Here is a 24,322-nt window from a genome sequence, read left to right as displayed (position 1 = left end):
CGGCACCCGGCCGCTGGAACCCCTGCCGCCGGACGCCGCGCCCGACGTCGTCGACCTGCGCACCCGGCTCGACCACGCGGCCGGTCGCACCGCCCGGCACGTGCAGACGGCGCTCGCGGCGGCCTGGCCGGCGGCGCGCGAGCTGCCGGAGCCGGAGGGCGGTGTCGGCGCTGGTCAGGGGGATGTGACGGATGGCACAGGAGAACTCGGGCTGGACGATCGCGGACTTGCCGTGCTTATTGCCCGATTCACCCGGTACGGTGTATCGGCGGATCTCGACAAGACAGGTGCAAAACGTGGTGCAGAATTTCCTGGACGGTTGTCCAGGAGCGCTCCGCGCCGTGAGCCGCTCGTCGTGATCACCCGTGAACCCGTCCAGGGTTCGGCCGAGCGGGCCCGGCTGGAGAAGCTGTGGGCCGTGCGACCGGACCTCGTCGTGGTGCACACGGGCCTTCCCGGACCGGTCGAGGACTGGTTCGGGACGTTGCCCGGCGGTGGACCGGTGGTCGTGGCGGCGTGCGGGACGGGGCGGGCGAACGCGTCCGCGGCCGTCGCGCGCCTGCAGGGCCGGTGAAGCGGGGGACGGGACGCGGGATGAACGACGCGGGATCAACTGAGCCACAGCGGTGCACAGCACACGAGCAGCGAAGGAAAGGGGCACGCCGATGATCGCGGAGGCGGGATTCGAACGGCACGCACAGTCGGCGCCGCGCCCGGTCTCACCCACCGAGGAGCGCAACCCGCGCACCCGTGACATCGACGTGGTCTCCACGGCGGACATGGTGCGCATGATCACCGATGAGGACGCCGCCGTCATCGCGGCCGTCCGCGCGGCGCACCCGCGGATCGTCGAGGCGGTCGACCTCGCCGTCGAGGGCATCCGCGCCGGCGGGCGCGTGCACTACGTCGGCTCCGGCACCTCCGGGCGCATGGGCCTGCTCGACGCCGCCGAGCTGCTGCCCACGTACGGCGTGGGCGAGGAGATGTTCGTGCCGCACCTGGCCGGCGGGCTGGGCGCCTTCAAGAAGGCGGTCGAGGGGGCGGAGGACGACGGCGAGGCCGGTGCCGCGCTGGTGGCCGACGTCGGGCCGGCCGACATGGTGTTCGGCATCGCGGCCAGCGGCAACACCCCCTACGTGGGCGGTGCGCTCGACATGGGCCGGGCCCGCGGCGCGCGCACCGTGCTGCTCGCGTCCAACCCGTTCGCGCTGCTCGCGCCGAAGGCCGACGTGCCGATCCTGGTCAACACCGGGCCGGAGGCCATCACCGGATCCACCCGCATGAAGGCCGGTACGGCGCAGAAGATGGTGCTCAACACCTTCTCGACCGCCGTCATGGTGCGCCTCGGCAAGACCTACTCGAACCTGATGGTCGAGGTGCTCGCCACCAACGCGAAGCTGCGCCGTCGGCTGGTGCGGTTGCTCACGCAGGCGACCGACCTCGAGCCTGACGTCTGCGAGAACGCTCTCGCGGCGACCGACGGCGACCTGCGGGCCGCCCTCGTCATGCTGGTGGCGGGCGTGGACCGGTCGGCGGCGTTCGCGGCCCTGGCGGCGGCCCCGGGCACGTCGGTCCGCGAGGCCCTGGCCCGCCTGGGCGTACCCCCCTCGAGGTAGTCATGTGGCGAGGTAGTCATGTGGCGAGGTAGTCACCTGGCGAGGTAGTCATGCAGCGAGGTAGTCACGCAGCGAGGTAGTCACTCAGGTTCCGCCGGGGTGACTACTTCGCCACGTGACTACCTCGGCGGGGTGGGGCGGGGGCCGAAGATCGCGGTGCCGACGCGGACGATCGTCGCGCCCTCGGCGATCGCGAGCTCCAGGTCGTTCGTCATGCCCATCGAGAGCTCGGTCGCGGCCGCGGTACCCGGCGCACCCGAGGCGAGCACCCCGTCGCGGATCGCGCGCAGCCGGGCGAAGCCCGCGCGGACGCCCTGCTCGCCGGAGTCCTCGACGCGGGCGCCGATCGTCATGAAGCCGCGCAGCCGCAGGCCCGGCAGGGCGGCGACGGCGGTCGCCAGCCCCGCGGCGTCCTCCGGCGTGACGCCGGACTTGCTCTCCTCGCCCGACACGTTGACCTGGACCAGCACGTCCAGGGTGCGCTCGTCGCGCACGCACCGGTCGGAGATGGCGCGGGCCAGCTCGGGCGAGTCGAGGGTCTCCAGCCCTGTCGCCGTCGCCAGCACCTGGTTGATCTTGTTGCGCTGCAGGTGGCCGATCATGTGCACCTCGAGCGCGCCGTCCGCGACCCGTCCGGCGACGGCGGGTGCCTTGGCGACGAGCTCCTGGACGCGGTTCTCGCCGATGAGGTCGACGCCCGCCGCCAGGGCCTCCAGCACGGCCTCGGCCGGCTGTGTCTTGGTCGCCACGAGCAGGCGCACCTCGCCCGGGTCGCGTCCGGCGGCCCCCGCGGCCGCCGCGATCCGCGCGCGGACGACGGCGAGGCGCTCGGCGATCGTCGACCCGCTGGGAGCGGGGGAGACCGGCGACCCGGCGGGAGCAGGGGACGGAGAATCGGTCGGCACGGGCCGAGTCTAAGGTCCGGCGGTCAGGGTCGGTTCAGGGGACCACCCGGTACCGCGAGTCGCGCGGACTACGGGAGGATAGGCGGTATGAAGACGCTGCTGAACATCATCTGGGTCATCTTCGCGGGCTTCGGGCTGTGGGTCGGCTACATGCTCGCGGGGATCATCTGCTGCCTGCTCATCGTGACCATCCCGTTCGGCATCGCGTCCTTCCGCATCGCGGGCTACGCGCTGTGGCCGTTCGGCCGTGAGGTGGTCGAGAGCCCGAGCTCCGGCGCGCTCGCGCTCATCGGCAACGTGATCTGGGTGGTCGTGGCGGGCTGGTGGCTCGCGCTGGGCCACGTGATCACCGCGATCCCGCTGGTCATCTCGATCATCGGCATCCCGATGGCGTGGGCCAACCTCAAGCTCATCCCGGTCTCGCTCATGCCGCTCGGCAAGCAGATCGTGTCGAGCGACGCGCTCCTGCCGACCTACCGCAAGCAGGTCGCGGCGGCCTGAGCCCCGTCCGAGAACTGCCGTCCGCGCTCAGTCGCGCGCGATCGGCGCCGTCGTCCCGCCCGTGAGGGTGAGCAGGTCGGACGGCGTGAGGCCCACGTCGAGGCCCCGCCGTCCGCCCGAGACGTAGACGACGTCGAACGCCGCCGCCGACTCGTCGAGCACCGTCCGGTGCCGCGTCTTCTGACCGAGCGGCGAGATGCCGCCCACCACGTACCCCGTCGCGCGCTCGGCCGCGGCCGGGTCGGCCATCGCCGCCTTCTTGCCGCCGGCCGCACGGGCCAGCGCCTTGAGGTCGAGCTTGCGGTCCACGGGCACGATGCCGACGACGAGGGCGCCGTCGACGTCGGCCAGCAGCGTCTTGAACACCTGGCCCGGGTCGGCGCCGATCGCCTGGGCGGCCTCCATGCCGTAGCTCAGGTCGCTCGCCGGGTCGTGCTCGTAGGGGTGCAGCGTGTGCGGCAGCCCGGACTTCTCCAGCGTCACGACGGCGGGCGTCCCGTGGCTGGCGCGCTTCGAGTTCTTGGCCACGACGCGATTGTGCCGTGCCGGAGGAATCCCGCGCATCCCGGTCGGGTACCGGGTCGTTAGCGTGGGGGCGTGCTCCTCCTCCTTCTCGTCCTGGCCATCCTGTTCGGCGGCGCTCTCCAGCGGGTGGCGGGGATGGGGTTCGGCCTCGTGGCCGGTCCGTTCATCGTGCTGCTGCTCGGGGCGCGGGAGGGGGTCCTGTTCGTCAACGCCGTGGGCGCGGTCATGGCGTTGGTCGTGCTCTGGCGCATGCTCTCCGGCGTCGACTGGAGACGGTACGCGTGGCTGGTCGCGGCGTCGGTCAGCACGAGCGTGCCCGCCGCGTTCCTCATGCGGGACGCGAGCCCGGCCACCCTGGAGATCGTGGTGGGCCTGGTGGTCGTGGTCGCGATGACGCTGGCCCTGGTCACCAACCGGCTGCGCGGTGCGCGCCGCCCGTTCCCGGAGCACGCCCGGTGGCCGCTGCTCGTGACGGGCGTGGCCAGCGGGTTCGGCAGCGTGGCCGCGGGGATCGGCGGCCCGCCGCTGGCCGTGTACTCCGTGCTCGACCGGTGGGACCCGCGTGCGTTCGCCGCCACGGCGCAGCCGTTCTTCATGACCAACGCGGTGGCCGCGGTGGTCGCGAAGGTGACCGTGGCCGACGTCGTCCTGCCGCCCCTGGCGTGGTGGGCCTGGCTGGTCGTGGGTGCCGCGCTGTTCGGCGGCGTCTGGGTGGGCGAGCTGCTGGCCGGCCGGGTCTCGGCGAGCGCCACCCGCCGGGTGCTGGTGGCGCTCGCCTACGTGGGCGGCCTGGCGACCCTGACCCGCGGCCTGGTGACCCTGCTGACCTGACAGCGCAGAGGCCCGGCAGCCCCGGGGGCCGGCGCCGACTGCAGACTTCGTCGCGCCCGGCCGGCGCCCGCTGCAGAGTTTCTTCCGGGGCACGGGGGCTCAGCGGGGAGGAACTCTGCAGTCGGCGGGGCTGGGCGCGACGAAGGCGGGTCAGCCTAGGGCAGCGGGGTCAGATGCATCCGGGGCTCGCCCGACGACGTGAGGCGGGCCGTGCCGAGGTCGCCGACGGTGCAGCTGCCGCTGCGCGGGGCGCCGTCGTTCCAGACCTGCCGCAGGCAGTTGCGCATGGCGAGCTGGCCCCAGTAGCTGGGGTGCAGCGACTCCTGGACGTAGTACGGCGAGTCGCCGATCGTGCTCACCGTGCGGATCTGGTTGACCCACTCGGTGCGGTCGACGGCGCCGGGCGCGCGCCAGTCGGCCAGGCCCACCTCCTCGTAGAGGCCGACGCCGGTCTCGCACAGCCGCTTGCCGTCGAACGCGTGCGTCATGTCGAGGGTGCGGACGTTCGGCAGGCCGACGTCGGCGGCGGCGCCGAGCAGGGCGCCGTTGATGGTCGGCAGGGCGGTGGCGTTGGCCCAGTCGGCGTCGCGGTTCCACAGGCCGCAGCCGCCGACCGTCTGGCGGGTGTACCCGGACTCGGCGTACCGGAAGCCGGACCCGTCCGGCACGGGCGAGGGGTAGGTCTGCACGACGAGCGTCCACTGGTCGGTCGTGTACCCGGCGTTGCTCATGGCGGTGGCGACGTTGCCGAGCGCCTGCGTGACCCGGGCGCGGACCTGCGCCACGTTCTCGGGCGTGAAGTTCCGGGCGACGGAGCCGTCGTCGTGGCAGTAGTTCTTCCACCAGGACGGCGAGGTGAGGAAGTTGACCACGCAGGTCTGCACGACGTCCGCGAAGCCGAAGTCGTTGCCGCCGATCGATACCACGACCATCCGGACGTTCCGCGTGGCCGCCGCCTCCTGGAGCATGAGCGCCTGGCCCTGGCCGGCCGTGCCGTCGTAGAAGTCGATGCCGGGCTTGAAGGGGGAGCCGGTCGAGGTCGCCGTCGTCGCGCCGCTGCACGCGAGGTTGAGCCCGTTGATGCCTCCGCCGATGTACGCCTCGGCCGACGACGCGCGGTGGCAGCGGGGGATGAGCTCCGCCGTGCCGTCGGGGTTGTCGAGATAGGCGGTGCGTCCGAGCGCGTCGGCGCGGCGGTGGTCGCGGTTGGAGGCGCCCGCCCACCGGCCCGCCTCGCCGGAGATGTACGAGTCGCCGAGCGTGACGACCCAGGGCGCGCCGACGCCCGGGCCGTCCGTGGTGAGCGGCGCGGTCCGTGCCGCGGCGGCTCCGGGCGGTGCCGCGGCGGCTCCGGGCGGCGCCGTGGCGACGAGGGCGACGGCGAGGAGCGCCGCGGCGGTGAGGAGCCCGAACGTGAGCCGGGCGCGGACGTGGAGGGGCGGTCGGGTGAGCGTGCGCAGGTGCGTCGTCATGGGCACTCCTGTGTCCAGGCAGCGCTCGTGACGCTGCTGACCGGAACTCAATTGACGCGAGTTTACGGTGCAGCCCAGAATCAGTAAATAGTTGGCAAAGTCAGATCTGGCCCACGTCCAGGATCGTCAGCACGACCTCGCCCGCCTCGTCGCTCGCCGCGAGGTCGACCTGCGCGGTGATCGCCCAGTCGTGGTTGGCGTCGGCGTCGTCGAGCACCTGGCGCACCCACCAGAAGCCCGGCTCGACGCGTGCGGTGTCACCGCCCGCCCCGCCCGGCAGCTCGGCGCCCGGCTCCAGGATGGTGAGCAGCGCGGCCGAGCGGGCCTCGGGGCCGATGCCGATCGCGTCGTCGCCCTGCTCCTCGAACAGCGGGTCGAGGGCGTCGGCCCACGCGTCGGCGTCCCACCCGCCGCCCAGGGCGGCCAGGGGGCCGTAGGCCTCGCGGGCCGCGAGCTCGACGCGGCGGAACAGCGCGTTGCGCACCAGCCGGCGGAACGCGCGCGGGTTGCCCGTGACCGGCCGCACGGGGGCCTCGGCGCCCGCGTCGGCGAGCTCGCCGTCGGTCACGAGGTCGGCGTCGTCGTCCACGGGGTTGGCCAGGCGCTCCCACTCGTCGAGCAGCGAGGAGTCCACGCCGCGCACGAGCTCGCCGAGCCACTCGATGATCTCCTGCACCTCCTCGGTGCGGTGCTCCTCGGGCACCACCTGGCGCACGGCCCGGTAGGCGTCGGCGAGGTAGCGCAGCACCACGCCCTCGGTGCGCTCCAGCCCGTAGACGCTCACGGTCTCGGCGAACGTCATGGCCTTCTCGACCATGTCGCGCACCACCGACTTCGGCGACAGCTCGGCGTCCGCCACCCACGGGTTGGTGCGGCGGTAGGCCTGGAAGGCCGGCTCGAGCAGGTCCTCCAGCGGCTTGGGCCAGGTGACCTCCTCGAGCAGCTCCATGCGCTCCTCGTACTCGATCCCTTCGGCCTTCATCGCGGCGACGGCCTCGCCACGGGCCTTGTTCTGCTGGCCCATGAGCACCTGGCGCGGGTCGTCGAGCGTCGCCTCGATCACGGAGACGACGTCGAGCGCGTGCGCCGGGTTCTCGACGTCGAGCAGGTCCATGGCCGCCAGGGCGAACGGCGACAGCGGCTGGTTGAGCGCGAAGTCGCGCGGGAGGTCCACCATGAGGCGGGCCGACGGGCGCTGCCCGCCCGCGCCGTCGGGCACGCGGACCTTCTCGACCACCCCGGCCACGCGCAGCGAGCGGTAGATGCGGAACGCCTGCCGCACGTGCTCGGCCTGCTGCGTCTCGCTGTCGTGGTTCGCGGTGAGCAGGTGGCGCATCGCGTCGACAGGATCTTCCGAGGTGCCCGCCGACGCCCGGGCCAGCACGTTGAGCACCATCGCGTGGTTCACGCGGAACTGCGAGACCAGCGGCTCGGGGTCGGCGTCGCGCAGGCGCTCGAACGTGGCCTCCGTCCAGTTCACCGAGCCCGACGGCGCCTTCTTGCGCACGATCTTCTTGAGCTTCTTCGGGTCGTCGCCGGCCTTGGCCAGGGCCTTGCGGTTCTCGATCACGTGCTCGGGCGCCATGACGAGCACCTCGCCCACGGTGTCGTAACCGGCCCGCCCGGCCCGCCCCGCGATCTGGTGGAACTCGCGCGCCGTGAGGTGGCGCATGCGCTCGCCGTCGAACTTCACGAGACTGGTCAGCAGCACGGTGCGGATCGGCACGTTGATGCCGACGCCGAGCGTGTCCGTGCCGCACACGACCTTGAGCAGGCCCTTCTGCGTGAGGCGCTCCACGAGGCGGCGGTACTTCGGCAGCATGCCCGCGTGGTGCACGCCGACACCGTGCCGCAGGAACTTGCTGAGGATCTTGCCGAACCCGGTGCCGAACCGGAACGCGCCCATCTCCGCGACGATGGCCTCCTTCTCGGCCTTGCTCGCCACGTTCATCGACAGCAGCGACTGCGCGCGGTCGACGGCGTCCTTCTGCGTGAAGTGCACGACGTACACCGGGGCGCGGTGCGTGGTGACCAGCTCCTGGATCACCTCGGTGAGCGGCTCCACCACGTAGGAGAAGGTGAGCGGCACTGGCCGCTCGGCGCCCGCGACCTCGGCGACCGGTCGTCCGGTGCGCTCCTCGAGGTCCTCCCGCAGGCGCGTGGTGTCGCCGAGCGTCGCGCTCATGAGCACGAACTGGGTGTCCTTGAGCTCCAGCAGCGGCACCTGCCACGCCCAGCCGCGCTGCGGGTCGCCGTAGTAGTGGAACTCGTCCATGATCACCTGCGCGATGCCCTCGTCGTCGTCGGCGGGGCTGGTGCCGCGGCGCAGCGCGAGGTTGGCCAGGATCTCGGCCGTGCAGCAGATGATCGGGGCGTCGGCGTTGACGGCGGAGTCGCCCGTCATCATGCCGACGTTCTTCGAGCCGAAGGCCGCGACGAGGTCGAAGAACTTCTCGCTGACCAGGGCCTTGAGCGGCGCCGTGTAGTAGGTGCGCCCGCCGCGTCCGGAGCGGTGCGCCGCCAGTGCCGCGAACTGCGCGCCCATGGCCACCATCGACTTGCCGGACCCGGTCGGCGTCGCGAGCACGACGTGCGAGCCCGTCATGACCTCGAGCAGCGCCTCCTCCTGGTGCGGGTACAGCGGGCGCCCGCCCTCGGCGGCCCAGGCCGAGAAGTTCTCGAACAGCACGTCGGGGTCCGGGTCCTTGCCCGTCGGGGCCGGGAGGTGCGGGATGAGGGACCCGGCGGGCCTTGGGAGACCCGGCTGGGAGGTCGCGGAGAACGTGGACGCGGAGGTCGAGGTGGGCGCCGTCATGGTGTGCCCATTCTTGCAGGCGGGCGGGTGCAGGCGGGTGAAGCAGCCGGGTGGAGCGGTCAGGCCGCCCGGCGCCCACGCCCCCGCCTGCCGGACGGCGTCGCCTTCTGCTCGCCCGCCTGCACCGCGACGACGCCGACGAGGATGAGCACGCCGCCCACGAGCTGGACCGGGCGCGGCAGCTCGCCGAGGAGCAGCCACGCGAACCCGATCGCCGCGACCACCTCGGACAGCCCGACGAAGGACGCCAGTCGCGGGCCGAGCAGGCGCCCGGCCGCGATGCCCGCGACGTAGGCCAGCGCCGCGGTGACGACGCCGAGCCCGAGCACGGGCAGCCACCACGGCACCGCGGTCCCGCCGTACACGGGCGAGGCCGTGCTCCAGCCGAGCGGCATGAGGCCGGTCGCACCGAGCAGCGCGAGCACGAGCGTGGCCGCCGTCAGGCCGCCCGCCGCCAGCGCCAGCGGTGGCAGGCCGGTGCTCAGGTCGGCGTTGATGACGAAGTAGGTGGAGACGCCGAGCATCGCCAGCAGCGCCCAGGCGACGCCGACGGGGTCGGTCGAGGCGCCGGACCCGGCCCCCGGACCCACCAGGTCGAGCACGAGGACCAGGCCCGCGGCGGCCAGGAGCGTGCCGAGCACGGTGGCGCCCGTGGGGCGCTGCCCGTGCCGCAGCCAGAACCAGAGCACGACGGCGGCGGGCGCCGTGTACTCGATGAGCAGGGCGGGGCCGACGGGCATGTACTGGACGGCCGAGAAGTACGCGAACTGGCAGCCCGCGACCGAGATCGCGCCGTACAGGGCGATCAGCCCGAGGTTGCGGCGGACCGGGCGCCAGTCGCCGCGCAGCGACAGCACGCCGAGCGGGAGCACGACGAGCGCCGCGACCGCCACCCGGACGAGGACCATCGATCCGGGCGTCCAGCCGGTGGCCAGCAGCCCGCTCGCGAACACGCCCGACAGGCTGAACGCCGCGGCCGACACGCCCGCGAGCAGCAGGCCGCTGGTGAGGCGGCGCACGGGGGCGGGGCCGGCGACGCCGACGGGCACCATTCCACCCGTGTCAGGGGTCACTGCGCTCATGGGTCCTGACGGTACGGAGTGGCGAGGTAATGTGTCAACGTGGTTTTCGCATCTGACACCGCGGCCTCGCTGCGGTCCGCCGTCGAGCTCGTGAACTCCGCCGAGCCGCCCGTCACCCTCACGACCGTCGCCGAGCTGGACGCCTTCTTCGCGCGGCACGCCTACACGGGCCGGCACGACGGCACGGCGGACGAGCTGCGCGACGTGCTCGCGCTCCGCCCCCGGCTGCGCACGCTCCTGCTCGCCGACCGCGACAGCGCGGCCGGCCTGGTCAACGAGATGCTGGCCGAGGCACGTGCGGTGCCGCGCCTCGTGCGGCACCCGCCGGAGGACTGGCACGTGCACGCCGTGCCCGACGACGCGCCGCTGGCCACCCGCATCCTCGTCGAGACCGCGACGGCGATGATCGACGTCGTCCGCGAGGACGAGCACTCCCGGCTGGCGGTGTGCGCGGACGACGGCTGCGGCGGCGTCGTGCTCGACCTGTCCCGGAACCGCTCGCGCCGGTACTGCTCCACGACGTGCAGCAACCGCAACGCCCAGGCCGCCCACCGCGCGCGGCAGGCGGACCGCTCTCAGGCGGGCGAGCCGGTCACCGCGTAGCGCGTGCGCCCGGCGTCGACCGCGGCCCGGATCGCCTCCACCACGCCGTCGACGTCGTCGGGCGGGTCGCGCAGCACGGCGCCGGGTGCGCCGTCCGCCGTCGCTCGCACGAAGTCGGCGTGCATGTGCCGCGCGGCGTCCTGGTCGGTGAACCCGTGGCCGACGCGCGTGGCCACGCGGTGCAGACAGGTCTCGAGGGACGGCAGGAGCACCACGTAGTCGAGCACCTCGACCCCGGTGGCGGCCGCGAACGTCGGCAGGAACCACGGCCCGACGACGCCGTCGTAGACGACCACCATGCCGCCGGCCGCGAACGCGCCGGCCGCCGTGGCCGCCGCGCGGGTGACGGTGTCGTTCTGGGCGTGCGACTCCGGCAGCCAGGGCGAGATCGCGCCGCGGCGCAGGAAGGCGAAGAAGGCGTCGCCCTCGACGAGCACGCTCGGCTCCCAGAGCTCGGCCAGGGCCGCCGTGACCGTGGACTTGCCGGAGCCGGGCGGGCCGGTCACGAGCAGCAGTCCGGGCGTCGCGCTCATCCGAGGTCCCACAGCATCCGGTACCAGGCGACCCGCTCGGGGTCCTCGTCGATCCCGTACGCCTCGTACACGAGGTGGTCGAGGCCCGGGCCGTAGTTCCAGCCCAGGCTGTAGGTCGCCACCGCGAGGTCGGCCCAGCGGTCGGCCACCCCCAGTGCGCCGAGGTCGACGTGGCCGTGGAAGGACCCGTCGTCGGCCAGGAGGGTGTTGGGCGCGCAGGCGTCGCCGTGGCACACGACGAGGCGGTCGTGGTCGGGGGCGTCGGCCAGGCGTGCCCTGGCCTCGGTCGACCAGCCCGGTGCCGCGTGCCCGCGCGCCGCCCGGTCCTCGGCGACCGCGAGGCGGTCCTCGATGCTCCAGGTCCACGGGCACCGGTCGACCGGCAGGGCGTCGTGCAGCGCGCGCAGGCCCGCGCCGATCGCGCGGGCGGCGGTCTCCGGCTCGGCGAGCCACCGCGGGTCGACGGCGGAGCGGGCGGGCAGGGCCGTCGTGACGAGCCAGTCGACGTCGCCGTCGGTGCCCGCCTCGAGCACGTGCGGCACGGTCGTGTACCGCTCGGCCCACTCCATCCGGGCCGCCTCCTTGACGAGGTCGACCCACTCGGTCAGGGCCCTGTCGGTGCGCGGCGACCACTTCACGTAGGAGGCCGGCTCGCCCGGGTCGGTCGGTTCCACACGAAACGTGAGGCCGCCGAGCTCGTTGCGCCAGGCGAGGGTGAGCAGGCCGTCCCCGGCCAGCTCGCGCACCAGGTCCGGTACGGGGACCGGCTCGGTGGGGACAGTCATGGCCCCAGGGTCGCAGACGGGGCGGGCGCGGCTCGATCTGTTTTCTGTGCCGGTCGAGGGGTCCGCCGAAAGATGTACGCGCGCCGCGGGAGATCGCCCGGACGGCCGACGCGGCCCTGACCTGGGCCGGGACAGGCTCAGGGCATGACCGCACACACCTCGGCGAGCCCCGTCCCGCCCGCCGCGACGCCCGGCACCACGCCCGCCGCGACAGCCGGCGAGCCACCCGCAACCGCCCGGATCGCCGCGCTCGACGTGCTCCGCGGCATCGCGATCCTCGGCACCCTGGCCAGCAACATCTGGCTGTTCGCGGCGCCGGGCGGCCCGGCGGCCCTGCTCACCACCGGGCTCGGCGGCGACGACCCGGTCGAGCTCGCGCTGCGCACGCTCTCCAACGGCAAGTTCCTCGGGCTGCTCACGCTGCTCTTCGGCGTGGGCCTCGAGCTCCAGTACCGGTCCGCGGTCCGGTCGGGGACGCGGTGGCCCGGCCGCTACCTCGTGCGCGCGGCGATCCTCTTCGTCGAGGGCCTGCTGCACTACGTGCTCGTCTTCGAGTTCGACGTGCTCATGGGGTACGCCGTCGCGTCGGTGGTCGGGGCGTGGCTCATCGGGCGCAGCGACCGCGTGGTGCGCGTCTGGACCGGCGTCGTCGCGGGCGGCTTCGTGCTCGCGCTGGCCGGGGTCACCGCGCTGCTCGTGCTCGGCGGGGCGACGGCCGACGTGCCGGGGACCGGCGTCGCCTCGACCGCGAGCTGGCCCGACCAGGTGCTCACGCGCCTCACCGCGGCGGGCCTGTACCGCGCCGAGCTCGTGCTGATCGTCCCGTCGGCGGTCGTGCTGTTCGTCGTCGGGTCACGGCTCGTGCGGGCGGGCCTGTTCACGACGACGCCCGAGGCGGCCCGCCTGCGGCGCCGGCTCGCCGGGGTCGGACTCGGCGTCGGCGTGCCGCTCAACGCCCTCACGGCCTGGGCCGGGCCGGACTGGTTCCTCGTCGACCGCTACCTCGTGCCGCCGCTCGTCTCGCTCGGCATCCTGGCGCTCGGCACCGGCCTCGTCGCCCGCGCACGGGACGCCCGCCCCGGGGTGCTGCGGCGCGGTGTCGAGGCCGTCGGCCGCACGGCGCTGTCCTGCTACGTGCTGCAGAACGTGCTCGCCTCGGTGCTCTGCTTCGACTGGGGGTTCGGGCTCGCCGGCGAGGGTGCCCTGCGCGCCGTCCTGCTGTGGGGCGCCGTCTCGGCCGTGCTGCTGGTGCTCGCGCCGCTGTGGCTGCGGCGGTGGCCGCGCGGGCCGATCGAGCTGGTCATGCACCGCGTCCACGCCCGGCGTCCTGCCGCCTGACCGGTCCGCCCGCCGCGCGCCGGGTCCGCACCGCCTCCTCCGCGTCCCACAGGGCGCGGTAGTAGGCGGTGCGCTCGCGGTCGGGCGCGACGCCGTACGCGGCGAGCACGAGCGGTTCCAGGCCCGCCCCGTAGCGCCGGGTGACGCTGCGCGTCGTCACGGCGAGGTCGGACCAGCGGTCGCCGACCCCGAGGTCGCCCACGTCGACGTGGGCCGCGAACCGGCCGGTCCGGTCGAGCAGCGTGTTCGGCACGGTCGCGTCGCCGTGGCACACGACGAGCCGGTCGACGGACGGCGCCTCGCCCAGGGCCTCGCGCAGCGCGGCGCGCTCGGCGTCGTCGAGCGGGGCCGTCGTGTCGGTGGTCAGCGCGTCGACCCGGGCGCCGGCGGAACGCACGAACGGGCACGTGTCGGTGGGCAGCGCGTCGTGCAGGCGGCGCAGGCCCACGCCGATCGCGATGGCCGCGCGCTCGGCGTGCGCGCGCCAGCGCGGCTCGACGGCGGAGGTGGCCACCTCGCCGCCCGCCCGGACGGCGGCCGTGAGGAGCCAGGACCCGTGCTCGTCCCGGCCTGCGTCGAGCACACGGGGCAGGCGCGTGAACGAGCCGGCCCACACGAGGCGGTCGGCCTCGGCGAGCGGGTCGGGGCAGGCGGACGCCTCGGGGACCCACTTGAGGTACGGGCCGACGGTGCGGCTCGGCGCGGCCGCGGGGCCGAGGCGGACGGTCAGGCCGCCGTAGTCGTTGCGCCACACGGGGACCGCCGTCGCCCCGGGCCGGAGCCTCCCGGCCAGGGCGTGGACGACGGGCGGTACCTCGACGGGGGTCGGACCGATGCCGACCAGCGCGCTCGACACACGCTCAGTGTCCCATAGAGCGGGTGAAAAAGTGCTCCCGGTTCGTGGTGCGCCGGGGCGCTCCGCGACACGGCGGCCGCGGGCGTCGCTGCCCACGGCCGCCGGGTCGGGCGGCGGACCGAGCGGCGGGCCCGGTCAGAGCGCCCGGGCTGCCTGGGTGCCCAGGACGGCGGGCAGCCCGTGCTGCGCGACGGCGTCCACGGCCGCGGGCGCCGAGCCGCCGCCCACGGTGATGTCGACGCACTGGTAGAACGCCATCGCGGTGTCGGCGATGTTCCAGCGGGCGAAGACGGTGTGGTCGCCGGCGGGCAGGCCGCTCAGGGTGTGCTCGACGGTCGCGCCGGGCTGGGCGCCGCCGTCGTCGACGGTCTCGACGAGCTGCCCGTCCACGAAGTACTCCCAGGTCGAGGTCGAGTGCCGCGCGGTGATCTGCCAGCGGAACGTCACGTCGCTGCCGACCGCGGTGCGCGGCCAGGGCAGCGAGTCGTCGTCGACGACGGTGAAGCCGCTGCCGCCCGAGCACTGCATCGAGCCCTTCGGCGCCTCGACGCTCTGCGGCTCGTACTGCAGGCCGCCGCAGTCGAAGTCGACGGTGCCCGAGGCGCAGTGGTCGGCACGGCTGGGCGGGTTGGTGATCCAGCCGTGCGCCTGGGCCTGCGGCGCGAGCGGAGCCGTCACGAGGAACGCTGCCGCCAGCGCGAGCGCCGCGAGCGCGGACAGCAGGAGCCGGGCGGGCGGGCTGAGGGTGCGTGCACGGTTCATGGCGATGCCTCCGTTGGCGAGGGGGTGAAATTTCGCGGTCCCCTCGAACCTAGGAAAAGGAAGCAACGCTGACAATGAGGGTGAATTCGTACGCGCTACCCCGTAGCGACGGGACCCCGCCGCGGGCGCGGCGGGGCCCCGGTGGTGCGTGCGGCTGGTCCGGCCGTCAGACCGGCGTCGCCGTGAGGTGCGCCGGTGCTCCGTTCGAGCCGCCGATGCTGACGTCCATGCAGGCGTAGAACGCCATCGCGGTGTCGTAGACGTTCCACCGGGCGAGGATCGTGTGGTTGCCCGCGGGCAGCCCCGACAGGGTGTGCGTCACGGTGGGCGGCGGCGTCGCGCCGTTGTCGTGGAAGGTGCGGAAGAGCTGCCCGTCCACGAAGTACTCCCAGCTCGCCGTGCGGTGGAACGCCGTGAGCGTCCACTGGAAGGTGTGCGTCGAGCCGATGCCGGTGCGCGGCCAGGGCAGCGAGCCGTCGTCGAGCGTGACGAACCGGCTGCCGCCGGAGCACAGCATGGAGCCCTTGGGCGCCTCGACGCTCTGCGGCTCCCACTCGACGCCGTTGCAGGTCCAGCTCACGGTGCGCTTGGCGCAGTGGTCCTGGCGGCTGGGCGGGGAGACCACCCAGCCGTGCGCCTCGGCCGGCGGGACCAGGGAGCTCGGTGCGGCGACGAGCGCCGTGAGGGCCAGGGCCAGGACGGCGAGGGCGCCGAACAGGCGGGGCACGGGTCGCGGGGTGCGTCTCGGGGTACGTCTCGGGGTGCGTACGGACTTCATGGGGCTCACCTCGGTGTGGGAAGTTGGGCGTCTCCTGGACTGTTCCTGTGTGCGGGGTGTGACCCTCTCGACGCTAGGAAGCGCGCGACGGCGCGACAAGTAGGGCAACTACCTACCTACGTGGTGCTCTGCGCGGTGCCCGGTCAGGAAGTCAGGAGGGCCGTGCACGCCGCGAGGAGGCGCTCCCGGAGGCCCGCCGCGCGTGCGGCGAACGCCCGCTGCCGTCGCACGTACTCCGCCTTGCCCTGCGGGGTCTCGATCTCGACGGCCTCGGCGCCGTAGCCGGAGACCTCGTAGGGGGAGGCGGCCATGTCGGTCCACCGGATGTCGCGGGCCAGCTCGAAGGCGTCGAGCAGGAGGTCGCCGGGCACCGCGGGGCCCAGCTTGAGGCACCACTTGTACAGGTCCATGTTCGCGTGGAGGCAGGCCGGCTGCTCCAGGTCCGGCTGGGTCGCGCGCGTGGGCCGCAGCTGGTTGCGGCCCGTCGCCTCGGGCGTGAAGAACCGGTAGGCGTCGAAGTGCGAGCACCGCACCGGGTTCTCCTCGACCACGGCGTCGGTGCCGTCGTGGCCCAGCCGCAGCGGCAGCGGGTGCCGGTGGTCGCGGCCCGCCGCCCGGTCCCGGTAGACCATGGCCCACTCGTGCAGGCCGAAGCAGCCGAACGTGCCGGGGCGGGACGCCGTCGCCGCGAGCAGCCCGTGCACGTAGCGCACGGTGTCGCCGCGGTCGGCGAGGAACGCGGCGACGTCGAGCGTGACGCCGTCGGCGGTCGCGGTGTACCAGCGCCAGGCCCGGCGGTCGGCGGCGCCGTGCGCGGGCCCGCCGTCGTCCGGGAGGCGCAGGGCGAGGCCCGGCCCCGGGTGCCAGCGGCGCAGGTGGGAGACGCGGGTGGGGTAGTACGTGAAGAGGAAGTCCTCGATCGCGTGCGTGCGCCCGGCGTCGCGGGCCGCGCGCCACACCGCGGTGAGCGCGTCGGCGCGCTCGGCGTGCGCGGCCTCGTGCGGCAGCCACTCCTCGGGGGCGAGCGTGCGCACGGGCGCCGGGGCGGCGTCGCGGGCGGTCGCGTCGAGGGTGGTGGTCACGGGTCCAGGGTACGGCGGAGCGGGCGCGGGTCTCGTGGCGCCCGGCGGCCGGACGTAGGGTGCGAGCATGTCCGACCTTCCCCTGCGCCGTCTCGGGCGCTCCGGCCTGTCCGTCCCGGTGATCGGCCTCGGCTGCAACAACCTCGGCCGAGCCGGCACCGTCACCGCGACCCAGGAGGGCGCCTCCGCCGTCGTGCACGCCGCGATCGACGCGGGCGTCACCTTCTTCGACACCGCCGACCGCTACGGGGCCCGCCCGGGCCTGTCCGAGGAGCTGCTGGGCACGGCGCTCAGGGGGCGCCGCGACGACGTGCTGGTCGCCACCAAGTTCGGCCTGGACATGGGCGGGGCGAACGGCGCCGACTTCGGGGCGCGCGGCTCGCGCCGGTACGTCGTGCGCGCGGCCGAGGCGTCGCTGCGGCGGCTGGGCACCGACTGGATCGACCTCTACCAGCTCCACACGCCCGACCCGGCCACCCCGATCGATGAGACGCTCGCTGCGCTCGACGACCTCGTGCGCGCGGGCAAGGTGCGCTACGTGGGCCACTCCAACCTCGCGGGCTGGCAGGTGGCCGACGCCGAGCACGTGGCACGCGCGCTGGGCGGCACCCGCTTCGTCTCGGCGCAGGACCGCTACTCCCTCCTGGCGCGCGGCGTCGAGCGCGAGGTGCTGCCCGCCGCACGGGCCTACGGCATCGGGTTCCTGCCCTACTTCCCGCTCGCGGACGGCCTGCTCACGGGCAAGTACTCGGGCGGGTCCCGGCCGGAGGGCACCCGCCTGGTCGACGTGAAGCCGCACCTGCTCGAGACGGCGCCCTGGGAGGCGCTGGAGCGGTTCGGCGCGTTCTGCCGCGAGCGCGGCATCACCGAGGTGGTCGCGGCGTTCTCGTGGCTGCTGTCGCGGCCCGAGGTGTCGTCGGTGATCGCGGGCGCCACGCGGCCGGAGCAGGTGGTGGCGAACGCGCAGGCGTGGACGTGGACGCCGACGGCGGACGACCTCGCGGAGCTGGACGAGATCTTCCCGGTGACCGCGTGACCGCCGCCGGCCGTCCGTTCCGTCAGGTCAACGTCTTCTCCTCCGAGCCGACCGCGGGCAACCCCGTGGCCGTCGTGCACGACGCCGACGGGCTCACTGACGCGCAGATGGCCGCGTTCGCCCGCTGGACCAACCTGTCCGAGACCACCTTCCTGCTGCCACCGACCCCGGCCGGCCGGGACGGCGGCGCGGACTACCGCGTGCGGATCTGGACGCCGGGCGGCGAGCTGCCGTTCGCGGGCCACCCGACGCTCGGCACCGCGCACGCGTGGCTCGAGGGGGGCGGGGTGCCCGCGGGCGACGGCGTGGTGCAGGAGTGCGGCGTGGGCCTGGTGACCCTGCGTCGCGACGGCGACCGCCTGGACTTCGCGGCGCCGCCGCTCGCCCGCTCGGGCCCGGTCGACGACGGCGACCTGGTCCGCGTCGCGCGGTCGCTGCGCGTCGAGCCGGCCGACGTCGTCCGCGCCGCCTGGGTCGACAACGGCCCCGGCTGGGTCGCGGTCCAGCTCGCGGACGCCGCGGCGGTGCTCGCCCTCGACCCCGACCTCGTCGCGATGGGCGACCTCAAGGTCGGCGTGGTCGGCGAGCACCCCGCCGAGGCGCGCGCGAGCGGCGGGCCGGCGGTCGAGGTACGCGGGTTCGTGCCGTCGCTCGGCGTGGGGGAGGACCCGGTGACCGGCAGCCTCAACGCCGGCCTGGGGCAGTGGCTCGCGGGTGACGTGCTGCCGTCGTCCTACGTGGCGGCGCAGGGCACGGCGCTGGGGCGCGCGGGGCGCGTGCACGTGCAGAAGCTGCCCGACGGCGCCGTGTGGGTCGGTGGCGACACCGTGACGACCGTGGTGGGCGAGGTCAGGCTCTGACGCCGGGGAACGCCCGCCGCGCCACCGCCGAGAACAGCCGCTCGAGCGGCCCGCGCCCGAGCAGCGCCCGCCACGCGGTCGCGGCGGCGAGGGTCACGAGCACCATCCAGCCGAGCGGCTCGTTCGTCGGCGGGTCCAGCAGATCCCACCGGGTACGGGTCCACCACCAGATCACGACGATCTGCGCCGAGTAGACCGTCAGTGCCAGCGCGCCGACGGCGGCGAGCGGCGTCGCGACCACGAGGGTCAGGGCCCGCAGCACCCGGGGCGTCCACAGGGCGGTCCGCGCCTCCACGACCCGGCCCAGCAGCAGGCACAGGCCCAGCACGCCGAGCGCGAAGGCGCCGGAGCCCACGGCCTCGAACATCGTGTCGTCGTGCGGCCCCTCGAGGTACAGGCCCTCCAGCGGTGGCCACGGCGCCGACCAGGCGTGCGTCGGCCCGAACGCCGACGACGTCAGCGCCACCCGCTGCTCGATCGCCTCGGCGCCGCCCGCCGTCGCGACCAGGGTCGCCGAGACGAGCGAGCTCACCGCCGCCACGCCGAACCCGGCGGCGACCAGGCCGAGCTGCAGCGTCGGCGAGCGCAGGTCGCTGCGCCCCACCGCGAGGCCCGCCAGCACGTACGCGAGCCAGACCACCGCGGGGTAGTGGCCCGTGAGCAGGAAGTCGGTGACGGCGCCCGACCCGTCGTGCGGCAGCCGCAGCCCCGCCCGGGACAGCGCCTCCGGCCCGTAGTACGCGAGGAACGGCCCCACCACGGCGACGATCACCGCCACGGCCGCGAGCCGCGCGGGCGGCAGGCGCAGGAACGGCAGCGCCAGCACGAAGTACGCCGCGTAGAAGCCGAGGATGAGCAGCACGCGCGTGCCGAACAGGTCCAGCACCGCCACCAGGGCCAGCAGCAGCGCGGCCCGCACCAGGATCCGGCCCCGCGCGGTCCGCAGCGCCTGGCCCGACGGCGGCACCCGGCCCCCGGTGACCAGCGCCAGCGACACGCCCGCCACGACGGCGAACAGGATCGACGACCGGCCGTGCGCCAGCCCGAGCCAGCCCTCCGGCGTCCCGAGGTCCGCCGACGTGACCCCCACGTGCGCGGTGAACATGCCGAGGACCGCGATCCCGCGCGCCACGTCGGCACCGGCCACCCGGCCCGGGCCGCCCAGCAGGTTGCGGCCCGCGCGGCGCAGCACCGGGACGGGCGCGACGGACCGGGCGGATGCCGTCGTCGAGGGCTCGGCGGGAGGCGTGGGCATGGCGGCATCCTTCCGTGTCCGGGCCGCCGGCGCGCGGGGCCACGCCGCCGTCCCGGCGCCGTCCTGCCGCCGTCCTGCCGCCGGACGGCCGCCGGACGGCCGTCCCGAGGGATGAGAACGCAGGTGTGCGCGCCCCGGAGCGGCACATACAGTGCCGCCATGACCGGCAGCGCCAACGAGCACCACACGGCCCGCAGCGACACACCCCTGTCCGGGACCGACCCGATCGACGCCGTCGACGCCCCCAGCAGCGTCTCCCGCCTCACCGGGCAGGACCGCAACGACCCCGGCGCCGTCAAGGACCTCACGAAGGAGTCCGAGTCCTACACGCACGGCCACCACGAGTCCGTGCTGCGCTCCCACCGGCGCCGGACCGCGGCCAACTCCGCCGCGTTCCTGCTGCCCCACCTCCTGTCCGACATGACGCTCCTCGACGTCGGCTGCGGCCCCGGCACGGTCACCGTCGACCTCGCCGAGCGCCTCACCCAGGGCAGCGTCGTCGGCGTCGACGCGTCCGACGAGGTGCTGGAGTCCGCGCGCGGCCTCGCCGACGCCCACGGCACGAAGAACATCAGCTTCGAGCACGCCAACGCCTACCAGCTCCCGTTCGAGGACGACTCGTTCGACGTCGTCTTCGCCCACCAGCTCCTGCAGCACCTCTCCGACCCCGTCGCGGCGCTGCGCGAGATGAAGCGCGTCGCCCGGCCCGGCGGCTTCGTCGCCGTCCGCGACGCCGACTACGCCGCCATGGCCTGGTACCCCGAGTCCGCCGAGCTGACCGAGTGGAACATGCTCTACCACGAGGTCACCCACGCCTACGGCTTCCAGCCCGACGCCGGCCGCCGCCTCGCCTCGTGGGTCCGCGACGCCGGCTTCGACCCCGACACCATCGAGCCCGGCGCCAGCGTCTGGTGCTACGCCACGCCCGACGACCGCAGCTGGTGGGGCGGCCTCTGGGCCGAGCGGTGCACCGAGTCGAACTTCGCCGTCCAGGCCAAGGACTCGGCGCTCGCGGACGACGTCGCGCTCGAGCAGCTCGCCCAGGGCTGGCGCGAGTGGGCGGCGGCCCCGGACGGCTGGTTCGCGGTGCTCAACGGCGAGGTCCTGGCGCGGGCGTGACGCGCGTCGGCTTACGCTGAGGCCGTGCGTATCGCGAGATTCACCACCGGAGACGACCCCCGCTTCGCCCTCGTGCAGCAGGAGGGCAGCAAGACCTACCTCGCCGTGCTCGGCGGCGACCCCCTGTACATGCCGGCGATGCCGACCGGCGAGCGCATCGAGCTGGGCGACGGCGTCCGGCTGCTCGCCCCGGTCATCCCGCGCTCCAAGGTGGTGGCCGTGGGCAAGAACTACGCGGACCACGCCAAGGAGATGGGCGGCGACGTGCCGACCAGCCCGCTGCTGTTCTTCAAGCCGAACACCGCGGTGATCGGGCCGGACGACCCGATCGTCCTGCCCGACTTCACGCAGGAGGTCTCCTACGAGGCCGAGCTCGCGGTCGTCATCTCCAAGGTGTGCAAGGACGTCACGCCGGAGAACGCGTCGTCGTACGTCCTCGGCTACACCGTGGCCAACGACGTCACGGCGCGCGACGCGCAGCGCACCGACGGGCAGTGGGCGCGCGCCAAGGGCTTCGACACGTCGCTCCCGCTCGGCCCCTGGATCGACACCGACGTCGACCCCGAGGACGTCGGCGTGCGCTCGCGCGTCAACGGCGAGCCGCGCCAGGACGGTCGCACCCGCGACATGGTGTTCGACGTGCCGTTCCTCGTCTCCTACATCTCCGAGGCGATGACGCTGCTGCCCGGCGACGTCATCCTCACCGGCACGCCCGCGGGCGTGGGCCGGATCGACCACGGCGACCGCGTCGAGTGCGAGGTCGAGGGCCTCGGCGTGCTCGCGAACCCCGTCCTGCGGCGCAGCTGACGTGCCGGTCGGTGCGGCCGGAGCGCTGCTGCGCGACGACGCCCTGCGCGTGCTGTCCGGCTGGGCGGCACCCACGCCCGGGCAGGAGCTCCTCCGGGACCGCTACGTGCGGCACCTGGCGGCGTCGCCCGGCCCGGGCTCCGGCGTGCTCCGGGAGTCGGTGCCGGACCACCTCACCGCGTCGGCCGTGGTGCTCTCGCACGACGGCGCGCACGTGCTGCTCACCCTGCACGCCAAGGCGCGCCGGTGGTTCCAGCTCGGCGGCCACATGGAGCCGGACGACGGCACGCTGGCCGGCGCCGCCGCGCGCGAGGCCCGCGAGGAGTCCGGCCTGCCGCTGACCGTCGACCCCGTGCCCGTGCACCTCGACGAGCACGCCGTGCCCTTCTGCCGACCGGGCACCAGCGACCCCGGACGCCCCGTGCACCACCTCGACGTGCGGTTCCTCGCCGTCGCCGAGCCCGGCGCGGAGGCCGTCGTCTCGGACGAGTCGCTCGACGTGCGCTGGTGGCCCGTCGACGCCTTGCCCGGCGACGACCTCGCCGAGCTCGTGGCGACGGCGCGGGCGCGCGCCCTCGGCCGGTGACGCGGACGGGCCGGCTGTGGTGGCCGGGTCGGTCCGGCGGGTGCACGATGTCGGCATGTCGACGATCCGCCGGTTCCTGACCCTGGCACCGTTCGCGCTGGCCGTGACCCTGGTCGTCGGAGTGGTCTACCTGCTCGGCGCCGGCGGCTGGACGATCTCGGCGGCGAGCGTGCGCGACAACCTGGGCGGCGTCGTCTACCTCGCCCTGTTCGCGCTCGTGGTGAACGGCCTCGTGCTCGCCGTGGTCCTCGCCGCCGTCGCGGCCCTGGGCAGGACCCGGCTCGGCCCCGCCGGCGCGCTGGGCGCCGCGCTCGCGGTGGTCGCCGCCTGCGCCGCGGCGTACTACGTGGCCGACGCCCCGTGGCGCCTGGACGAGGAGGAGTGGGACCTGCTCGTGCTCGACGCCGCCCTGCTCACGTCGCTGCCCGCGTGGTTCACCTACGCCGTCGGGCTGGCGGTGCTGGGGCGGCGGGCCGTGGCGGCGCCCGAACCGGGCGTGCCCGCCTCGGGGGCCTAGTCTTGGGGCGTGACATCTCCCGCTCCCGGTAGCTCCCCGATCCGTGTCCGCTTCGCGCCGTCCCCGACGGGCATGTTCCACGTGGGCGGTGCGCGCTCCGCGCTGTTCAACTGGGCCGTGGCCAAGCAGCAGGGCGGCACGTTCGTGCTCCGCATCGAGGACACCGACGCCTCGCGCAACCAGCCCGAGTGGGTCGACGGCATCCTGTCCGCGATGGAGTCGCTGGGCATCCGCCAGGACGACCCGGCGTTCGAGGGCCCGTACTACCAGTCGGAGAACGCGGGCATCCAGAAGGAGGCCGCCCAGCGCCTGTACGCCGAGGGCAAGGCCTACTACTGCGACTGCACGCGCGACGACGTCGTCGCGCGCACCGGCAACCAGCAGACCGGCTACGACGGCTTCTGCCGCGACCGCGGCCTGGAGTACGCCGAGGGCCGCGCGCTGCGCTTCCGCACCCCCGACGAGGGCGAGACCCGGGTGGTCGACCTCATCCGCGGCAACCCGACGTTCCCCAACGCGAACCTCGAGGACTTCGTCATCGCGCGTGGCAACGGCTCGCCCGTGTTCCTGCTGGCGAACGTCGTCGACGACATCGACGAGACCATCACCCTCGTCATGCGCGCCGAGGAGCACCTGCCCAACACCCCCAAGCAGCAGCTGCTCTGGGAGGCCCTCGGCGCGACGCCGCCGCAGTGGGCGCACATGCCGGTCATCGTCAACGAGAAGCGGCAGAAGCTCTCCAAGCGCCGCGACAAGGTCGCGCTCGAGGACTACTTCGCCGACGGCATCCTGCCCGACGCCATGGTCAACTACCTCATGCTGCTCGGCTGGGCGCCCGGCAACGACGAGGAGATCCTGCCGTTCGACGAGCTGGTGCGCCGGTTCCGCGTCGAGGACATCAACTCCTCGTCCGCGTTCTTCGACGTCAAGAAGCTCACGGCGTTCAACGGCGAGTACATCCGCGCCATGGGCGTCGAGGACTTCGCGGCCGCGTGCGCGCCCTGGCTGCAGGCGCCCGCAGCGCCCTGGACGCCCGAGCAGTTCGACCAGAAGGTGTTCGACGCCGTCGCGCCGCTCGCGCACTCGCGCGTCGCCGTCCTGTCGGAGATCACCGACAACGTCGACTTCCTGTTCCTCGACGAGCCGATCGTCGACGAGGACTCCTGGAACAAGGCCATGAAGGCCGGTGCCGCCGAGCTCCTCACGGACGCGCGCGCCGCGCTCGCCGACGCCGCCTGGGACGCCGAGACCCTCAAGGACACGGTGGCCCGCGTCGGCGAGGCGCACGGCCTCAAGCTCGGCAAGGCGCAGGCGCCCGTGCGTGTCGCCGTCACCGGGCGCCGGGTCGGCCTGCCGCTGTTCGAGTCGCTCGAGGTGCTGGGCCGGGAGCGCACGCTCGCCCGGATCGACGTGGCGCTGGACCGGCTCGCGGCCGGGTCCGGTGCTGGGTCGGACGGTGGGTCGGACAGCGGGGAGGGCTCCGCCGCGCAGTGACGTCGGGGGCTCAGGAGGGTGTCAGGGGCGGCCTGTAGGTTGAGGGACGTGACCGACGCCATGCGACCTGACAGGCGCCCTGACGCCGTGCCGCCACCTGACCCGGCCGCGCCCGCGCTGCCGGCCGCCCCTGCCGTGCCCGCGGCGGGCGCCGTCCCGCCGTC

The 24,322-nt window shown here is 74.3% G+C and carries 24 protein-coding genes and 1 pseudogene; 13 read left to right on the top strand and 12 right to left on the bottom strand.

Features of this window, described 5'->3' with window-relative positions; translation table 11 throughout:
- A pseudogene (locus tag HLB15_RS14575) lies at positions 1 to 574 on the top strand (hypothetical protein); the annotation flags it as partial.
- Between the two features lie 91 nt (positions 575 to 665).
- Positions 666 to 1,616 (top strand): N-acetylmuramic acid 6-phosphate etherase, encoded by a 951-nt coding sequence (murQ, locus tag HLB15_RS14570; RefSeq protein ID WP_171106485.1) that lies wholly within the window; start codon positions 666 to 668, stop codon positions 1,614 to 1,616.
- Between the two features lie 119 nt (positions 1,617 to 1,735).
- Here the strand turns inward: murQ and HLB15_RS14565 are convergent, their stop codons facing one another.
- Positions 1,736 to 2,521 carry a YggS family pyridoxal phosphate-dependent enzyme gene (locus tag HLB15_RS14565; protein WP_171106484.1) on the bottom strand — a complete coding sequence of 262 codons (786 nt, stop codon included), beginning with the start codon at positions 2,519 to 2,521 and terminating at the stop codon, positions 1,736 to 1,738.
- Between the two features lie 87 nt (positions 2,522 to 2,608).
- Between HLB15_RS14565 and HLB15_RS14560 the strand changes: the two genes are divergently transcribed.
- A complete protein-coding gene (locus tag HLB15_RS14560; RefSeq protein ID WP_171106483.1) occupies positions 2,609 to 3,022 on the top strand; it encodes a YccF domain-containing protein in 414 nt (137 codons plus the stop codon).
- Positions 3,023 to 3,049: 27 nt separating this feature from the next.
- On the opposite strand, the gene ybaK is transcribed toward HLB15_RS14560, so the two are convergent.
- Positions 3,050 to 3,586 (bottom strand): Cys-tRNA(Pro) deacylase, encoded by a 537-nt coding sequence (gene ybaK / locus HLB15_RS14555; RefSeq protein ID WP_171106482.1) that lies wholly within the window; start codon positions 3,584 to 3,586, stop codon positions 3,050 to 3,052.
- 33 nt (positions 3,587 to 3,619) lie between these two features.
- On the opposite strand from ybaK, the gene HLB15_RS14550 reads away from it, so the two are divergent.
- Positions 3,620 to 4,378 (top strand): sulfite exporter TauE/SafE family protein, encoded by a 759-nt coding sequence (locus HLB15_RS14550; protein WP_229785632.1) that lies wholly within the window; start codon positions 3,620 to 3,622, stop codon positions 4,376 to 4,378.
- 155 nt (positions 4,379 to 4,533) lie between these two features.
- Here the strand turns inward: HLB15_RS14550 and HLB15_RS14545 are convergent, their stop codons facing one another.
- From HLB15_RS14545 to HLB15_RS14535, 3 genes are all read right to left on the bottom strand, one after another.
- Positions 4,534 to 5,850, bottom strand: a complete 1,317-nt coding sequence (locus tag HLB15_RS14545; RefSeq protein ID WP_171106481.1) for an SGNH/GDSL hydrolase family protein — start codon at positions 5,848 to 5,850, stop codon at positions 4,534 to 4,536.
- A 100-nt stretch (positions 5,851 to 5,950) separates the two neighbouring features.
- The gene (locus tag HLB15_RS14540) at positions 5,951 to 8,665 is read right to left on the bottom strand and encodes a DEAD/DEAH box helicase (protein WP_212759893.1); all 2,715 of its coding nucleotides are present in this window, start codon (positions 8,663 to 8,665) and stop codon (positions 5,951 to 5,953) included.
- 59 nt (positions 8,666 to 8,724) lie between these two features.
- A complete protein-coding gene (locus tag HLB15_RS14535) occupies positions 8,725 to 9,747 on the bottom strand; it encodes an EamA family transporter (RefSeq protein WP_171106480.1) in 1,023 nt (340 codons plus the stop codon).
- A gap of 39 nt (positions 9,748 to 9,786) precedes the next feature.
- On the opposite strand from HLB15_RS14535, the gene HLB15_RS14530 reads away from it, so the two are divergent.
- Complete coding sequence (locus HLB15_RS14530) at positions 9,787 to 10,350, top strand: CGNR zinc finger domain-containing protein (protein ID WP_171106479.1); 564 nt, start codon at positions 9,787 to 9,789, stop codon at positions 10,348 to 10,350.
- Here HLB15_RS14530 and HLB15_RS14525 read toward each other — a convergent pair.
- Together HLB15_RS14525 and HLB15_RS14520 are read right to left on the bottom strand one after the other, a co-directional pair.
- Positions 10,323 to 10,883, bottom strand: coding sequence for an AAA family ATPase (locus tag HLB15_RS14525; protein ID WP_171106478.1), 561 nt, complete (start codon positions 10,881 to 10,883; stop codon positions 10,323 to 10,325). The genes HLB15_RS14530 and HLB15_RS14525 overlap by 28 nt on opposite strands.
- Positions 10,880 to 11,668 (bottom strand): aminoglycoside 3'-phosphotransferase, encoded by a 789-nt coding sequence (locus HLB15_RS14520; RefSeq protein ID WP_171106477.1) that lies wholly within the window; start codon positions 11,666 to 11,668, stop codon positions 10,880 to 10,882. Before HLB15_RS14520 ends, HLB15_RS14525 begins: the two co-directional genes overlap by 4 nt.
- A 144-nt stretch (positions 11,669 to 11,812) precedes the next feature.
- Between HLB15_RS14520 and HLB15_RS14515 the strand changes: the two genes are divergently transcribed.
- On the top strand, positions 11,813 to 13,006 hold the full coding sequence (locus tag HLB15_RS14515) for a DUF418 domain-containing protein (protein ID WP_171106476.1): 1,194 nt from the start codon (positions 11,813 to 11,815) through the stop codon (positions 13,004 to 13,006).
- Here the strand turns inward: HLB15_RS14515 and HLB15_RS14510 are convergent.
- From HLB15_RS14510 to HLB15_RS14495, 4 genes are all read right to left on the bottom strand, one after another.
- Complete coding sequence (locus HLB15_RS14510) at positions 12,969 to 13,862, bottom strand: phosphotransferase (protein WP_229785631.1); 894 nt, start codon at positions 13,860 to 13,862, stop codon at positions 12,969 to 12,971. The two genes, HLB15_RS14515 and HLB15_RS14510, sit on opposite strands and share 38 nt — an antisense overlap.
- Before the next feature lie 135 nt (positions 13,863 to 13,997).
- The gene (locus HLB15_RS14505) at positions 13,998 to 14,624 is read right to left on the bottom strand and encodes a lytic polysaccharide monooxygenase auxiliary activity family 9 protein (protein WP_171106475.1); all 627 of its coding nucleotides are present in this window, start codon (positions 14,622 to 14,624) and stop codon (positions 13,998 to 14,000) included.
- A 166-nt stretch (positions 14,625 to 14,790) separates the two neighbouring features.
- The gene (locus tag HLB15_RS14500) at positions 14,791 to 15,351 is read right to left on the bottom strand and encodes a lytic polysaccharide monooxygenase auxiliary activity family 9 protein (protein WP_212759892.1); all 561 of its coding nucleotides are present in this window, start codon (positions 15,349 to 15,351) and stop codon (positions 14,791 to 14,793) included.
- A gap of 194 nt (positions 15,352 to 15,545) precedes the next feature.
- Positions 15,546 to 16,484, bottom strand: coding sequence for a 3-methyladenine DNA glycosylase (locus tag HLB15_RS14495; RefSeq protein ID WP_229785630.1), 939 nt, complete (start codon positions 16,482 to 16,484; stop codon positions 15,546 to 15,548).
- A gap of 67 nt (positions 16,485 to 16,551) precedes the next feature.
- Here HLB15_RS14495 and HLB15_RS14490 point away from each other — a divergent pair, with 67 nt between their 5' ends.
- Both HLB15_RS14490 and HLB15_RS14485 read left to right on the top strand, forming a co-directional pair.
- The gene (locus HLB15_RS14490) at positions 16,552 to 17,520 is read left to right on the top strand and encodes an aldo/keto reductase (protein ID WP_171106473.1); all 969 of its coding nucleotides are present in this window, start codon (positions 16,552 to 16,554) and stop codon (positions 17,518 to 17,520) included.
- Positions 17,517 to 18,380 (top strand): PhzF family protein, encoded by an 864-nt coding sequence (locus HLB15_RS14485; RefSeq protein ID WP_171106472.1) that lies wholly within the window; start codon positions 17,517 to 17,519, stop codon positions 18,378 to 18,380. Before HLB15_RS14490 ends, HLB15_RS14485 begins: the two co-directional genes overlap by 4 nt.
- Here the strand turns inward: HLB15_RS14485 and HLB15_RS14480 are convergent.
- On the bottom strand, positions 18,370 to 19,635 hold the full coding sequence (locus HLB15_RS14480; RefSeq protein WP_171106471.1) for a heparan-alpha-glucosaminide N-acetyltransferase domain-containing protein: 1,266 nt from the start codon (positions 19,633 to 19,635) through the stop codon (positions 18,370 to 18,372). The genes HLB15_RS14485 and HLB15_RS14480 overlap by 11 nt on opposite strands.
- A gap of 159 nt (positions 19,636 to 19,794) precedes the next feature.
- Here HLB15_RS14480 and HLB15_RS14475 point away from each other — a divergent pair, with 159 nt between their 5' ends.
- From HLB15_RS14475 to gltX, 5 genes are read left to right on the top strand one after another with little or no spacing between them, the layout of a single operon-like run.
- Complete coding sequence (locus HLB15_RS14475; protein WP_229785629.1) at positions 19,795 to 20,754, top strand: class I SAM-dependent methyltransferase; 960 nt, start codon at positions 19,795 to 19,797, stop codon at positions 20,752 to 20,754.
- Between the two features lie 24 nt (positions 20,755 to 20,778).
- Positions 20,779 to 21,561, top strand: a complete 783-nt coding sequence (locus HLB15_RS14470) for a fumarylacetoacetate hydrolase family protein (RefSeq protein ID WP_171106470.1) — start codon at positions 20,779 to 20,781, stop codon at positions 21,559 to 21,561.
- A gap of 1 nt (position 21,562) precedes the next feature.
- Entirely contained in the window at positions 21,563 to 22,147 is a 585-nt protein-coding gene (locus tag HLB15_RS14465) for an NUDIX hydrolase (protein ID WP_229785628.1), read from the top strand.
- Between the two features lie 55 nt (positions 22,148 to 22,202).
- Positions 22,203 to 22,664, top strand: coding sequence for a hypothetical protein (locus tag HLB15_RS14460; protein WP_171106469.1), 462 nt, complete (start codon positions 22,203 to 22,205; stop codon positions 22,662 to 22,664).
- A gap of 9 nt (positions 22,665 to 22,673) precedes the next feature.
- Entirely contained in the window at positions 22,674 to 24,158 is a 1,485-nt protein-coding gene (gene gltX / locus HLB15_RS14455) for a glutamate--tRNA ligase (protein ID WP_229785627.1), read from the top strand.
- The last annotated feature ends 164 nt before the right edge of the window (positions 24,159 to 24,322 follow it).

Source organism: Promicromonospora citrea (assembly GCF_013004695.1).
In the GTDB taxonomy this organism is placed as follows: domain Bacteria; phylum Actinomycetota; class Actinomycetes; order Actinomycetales; family Cellulomonadaceae; genus Promicromonospora; species Promicromonospora citrea.
Note: the sequence above shows the minus strand (reverse complement) of the source record. Positions and strands in the feature narration are given on the sequence as shown.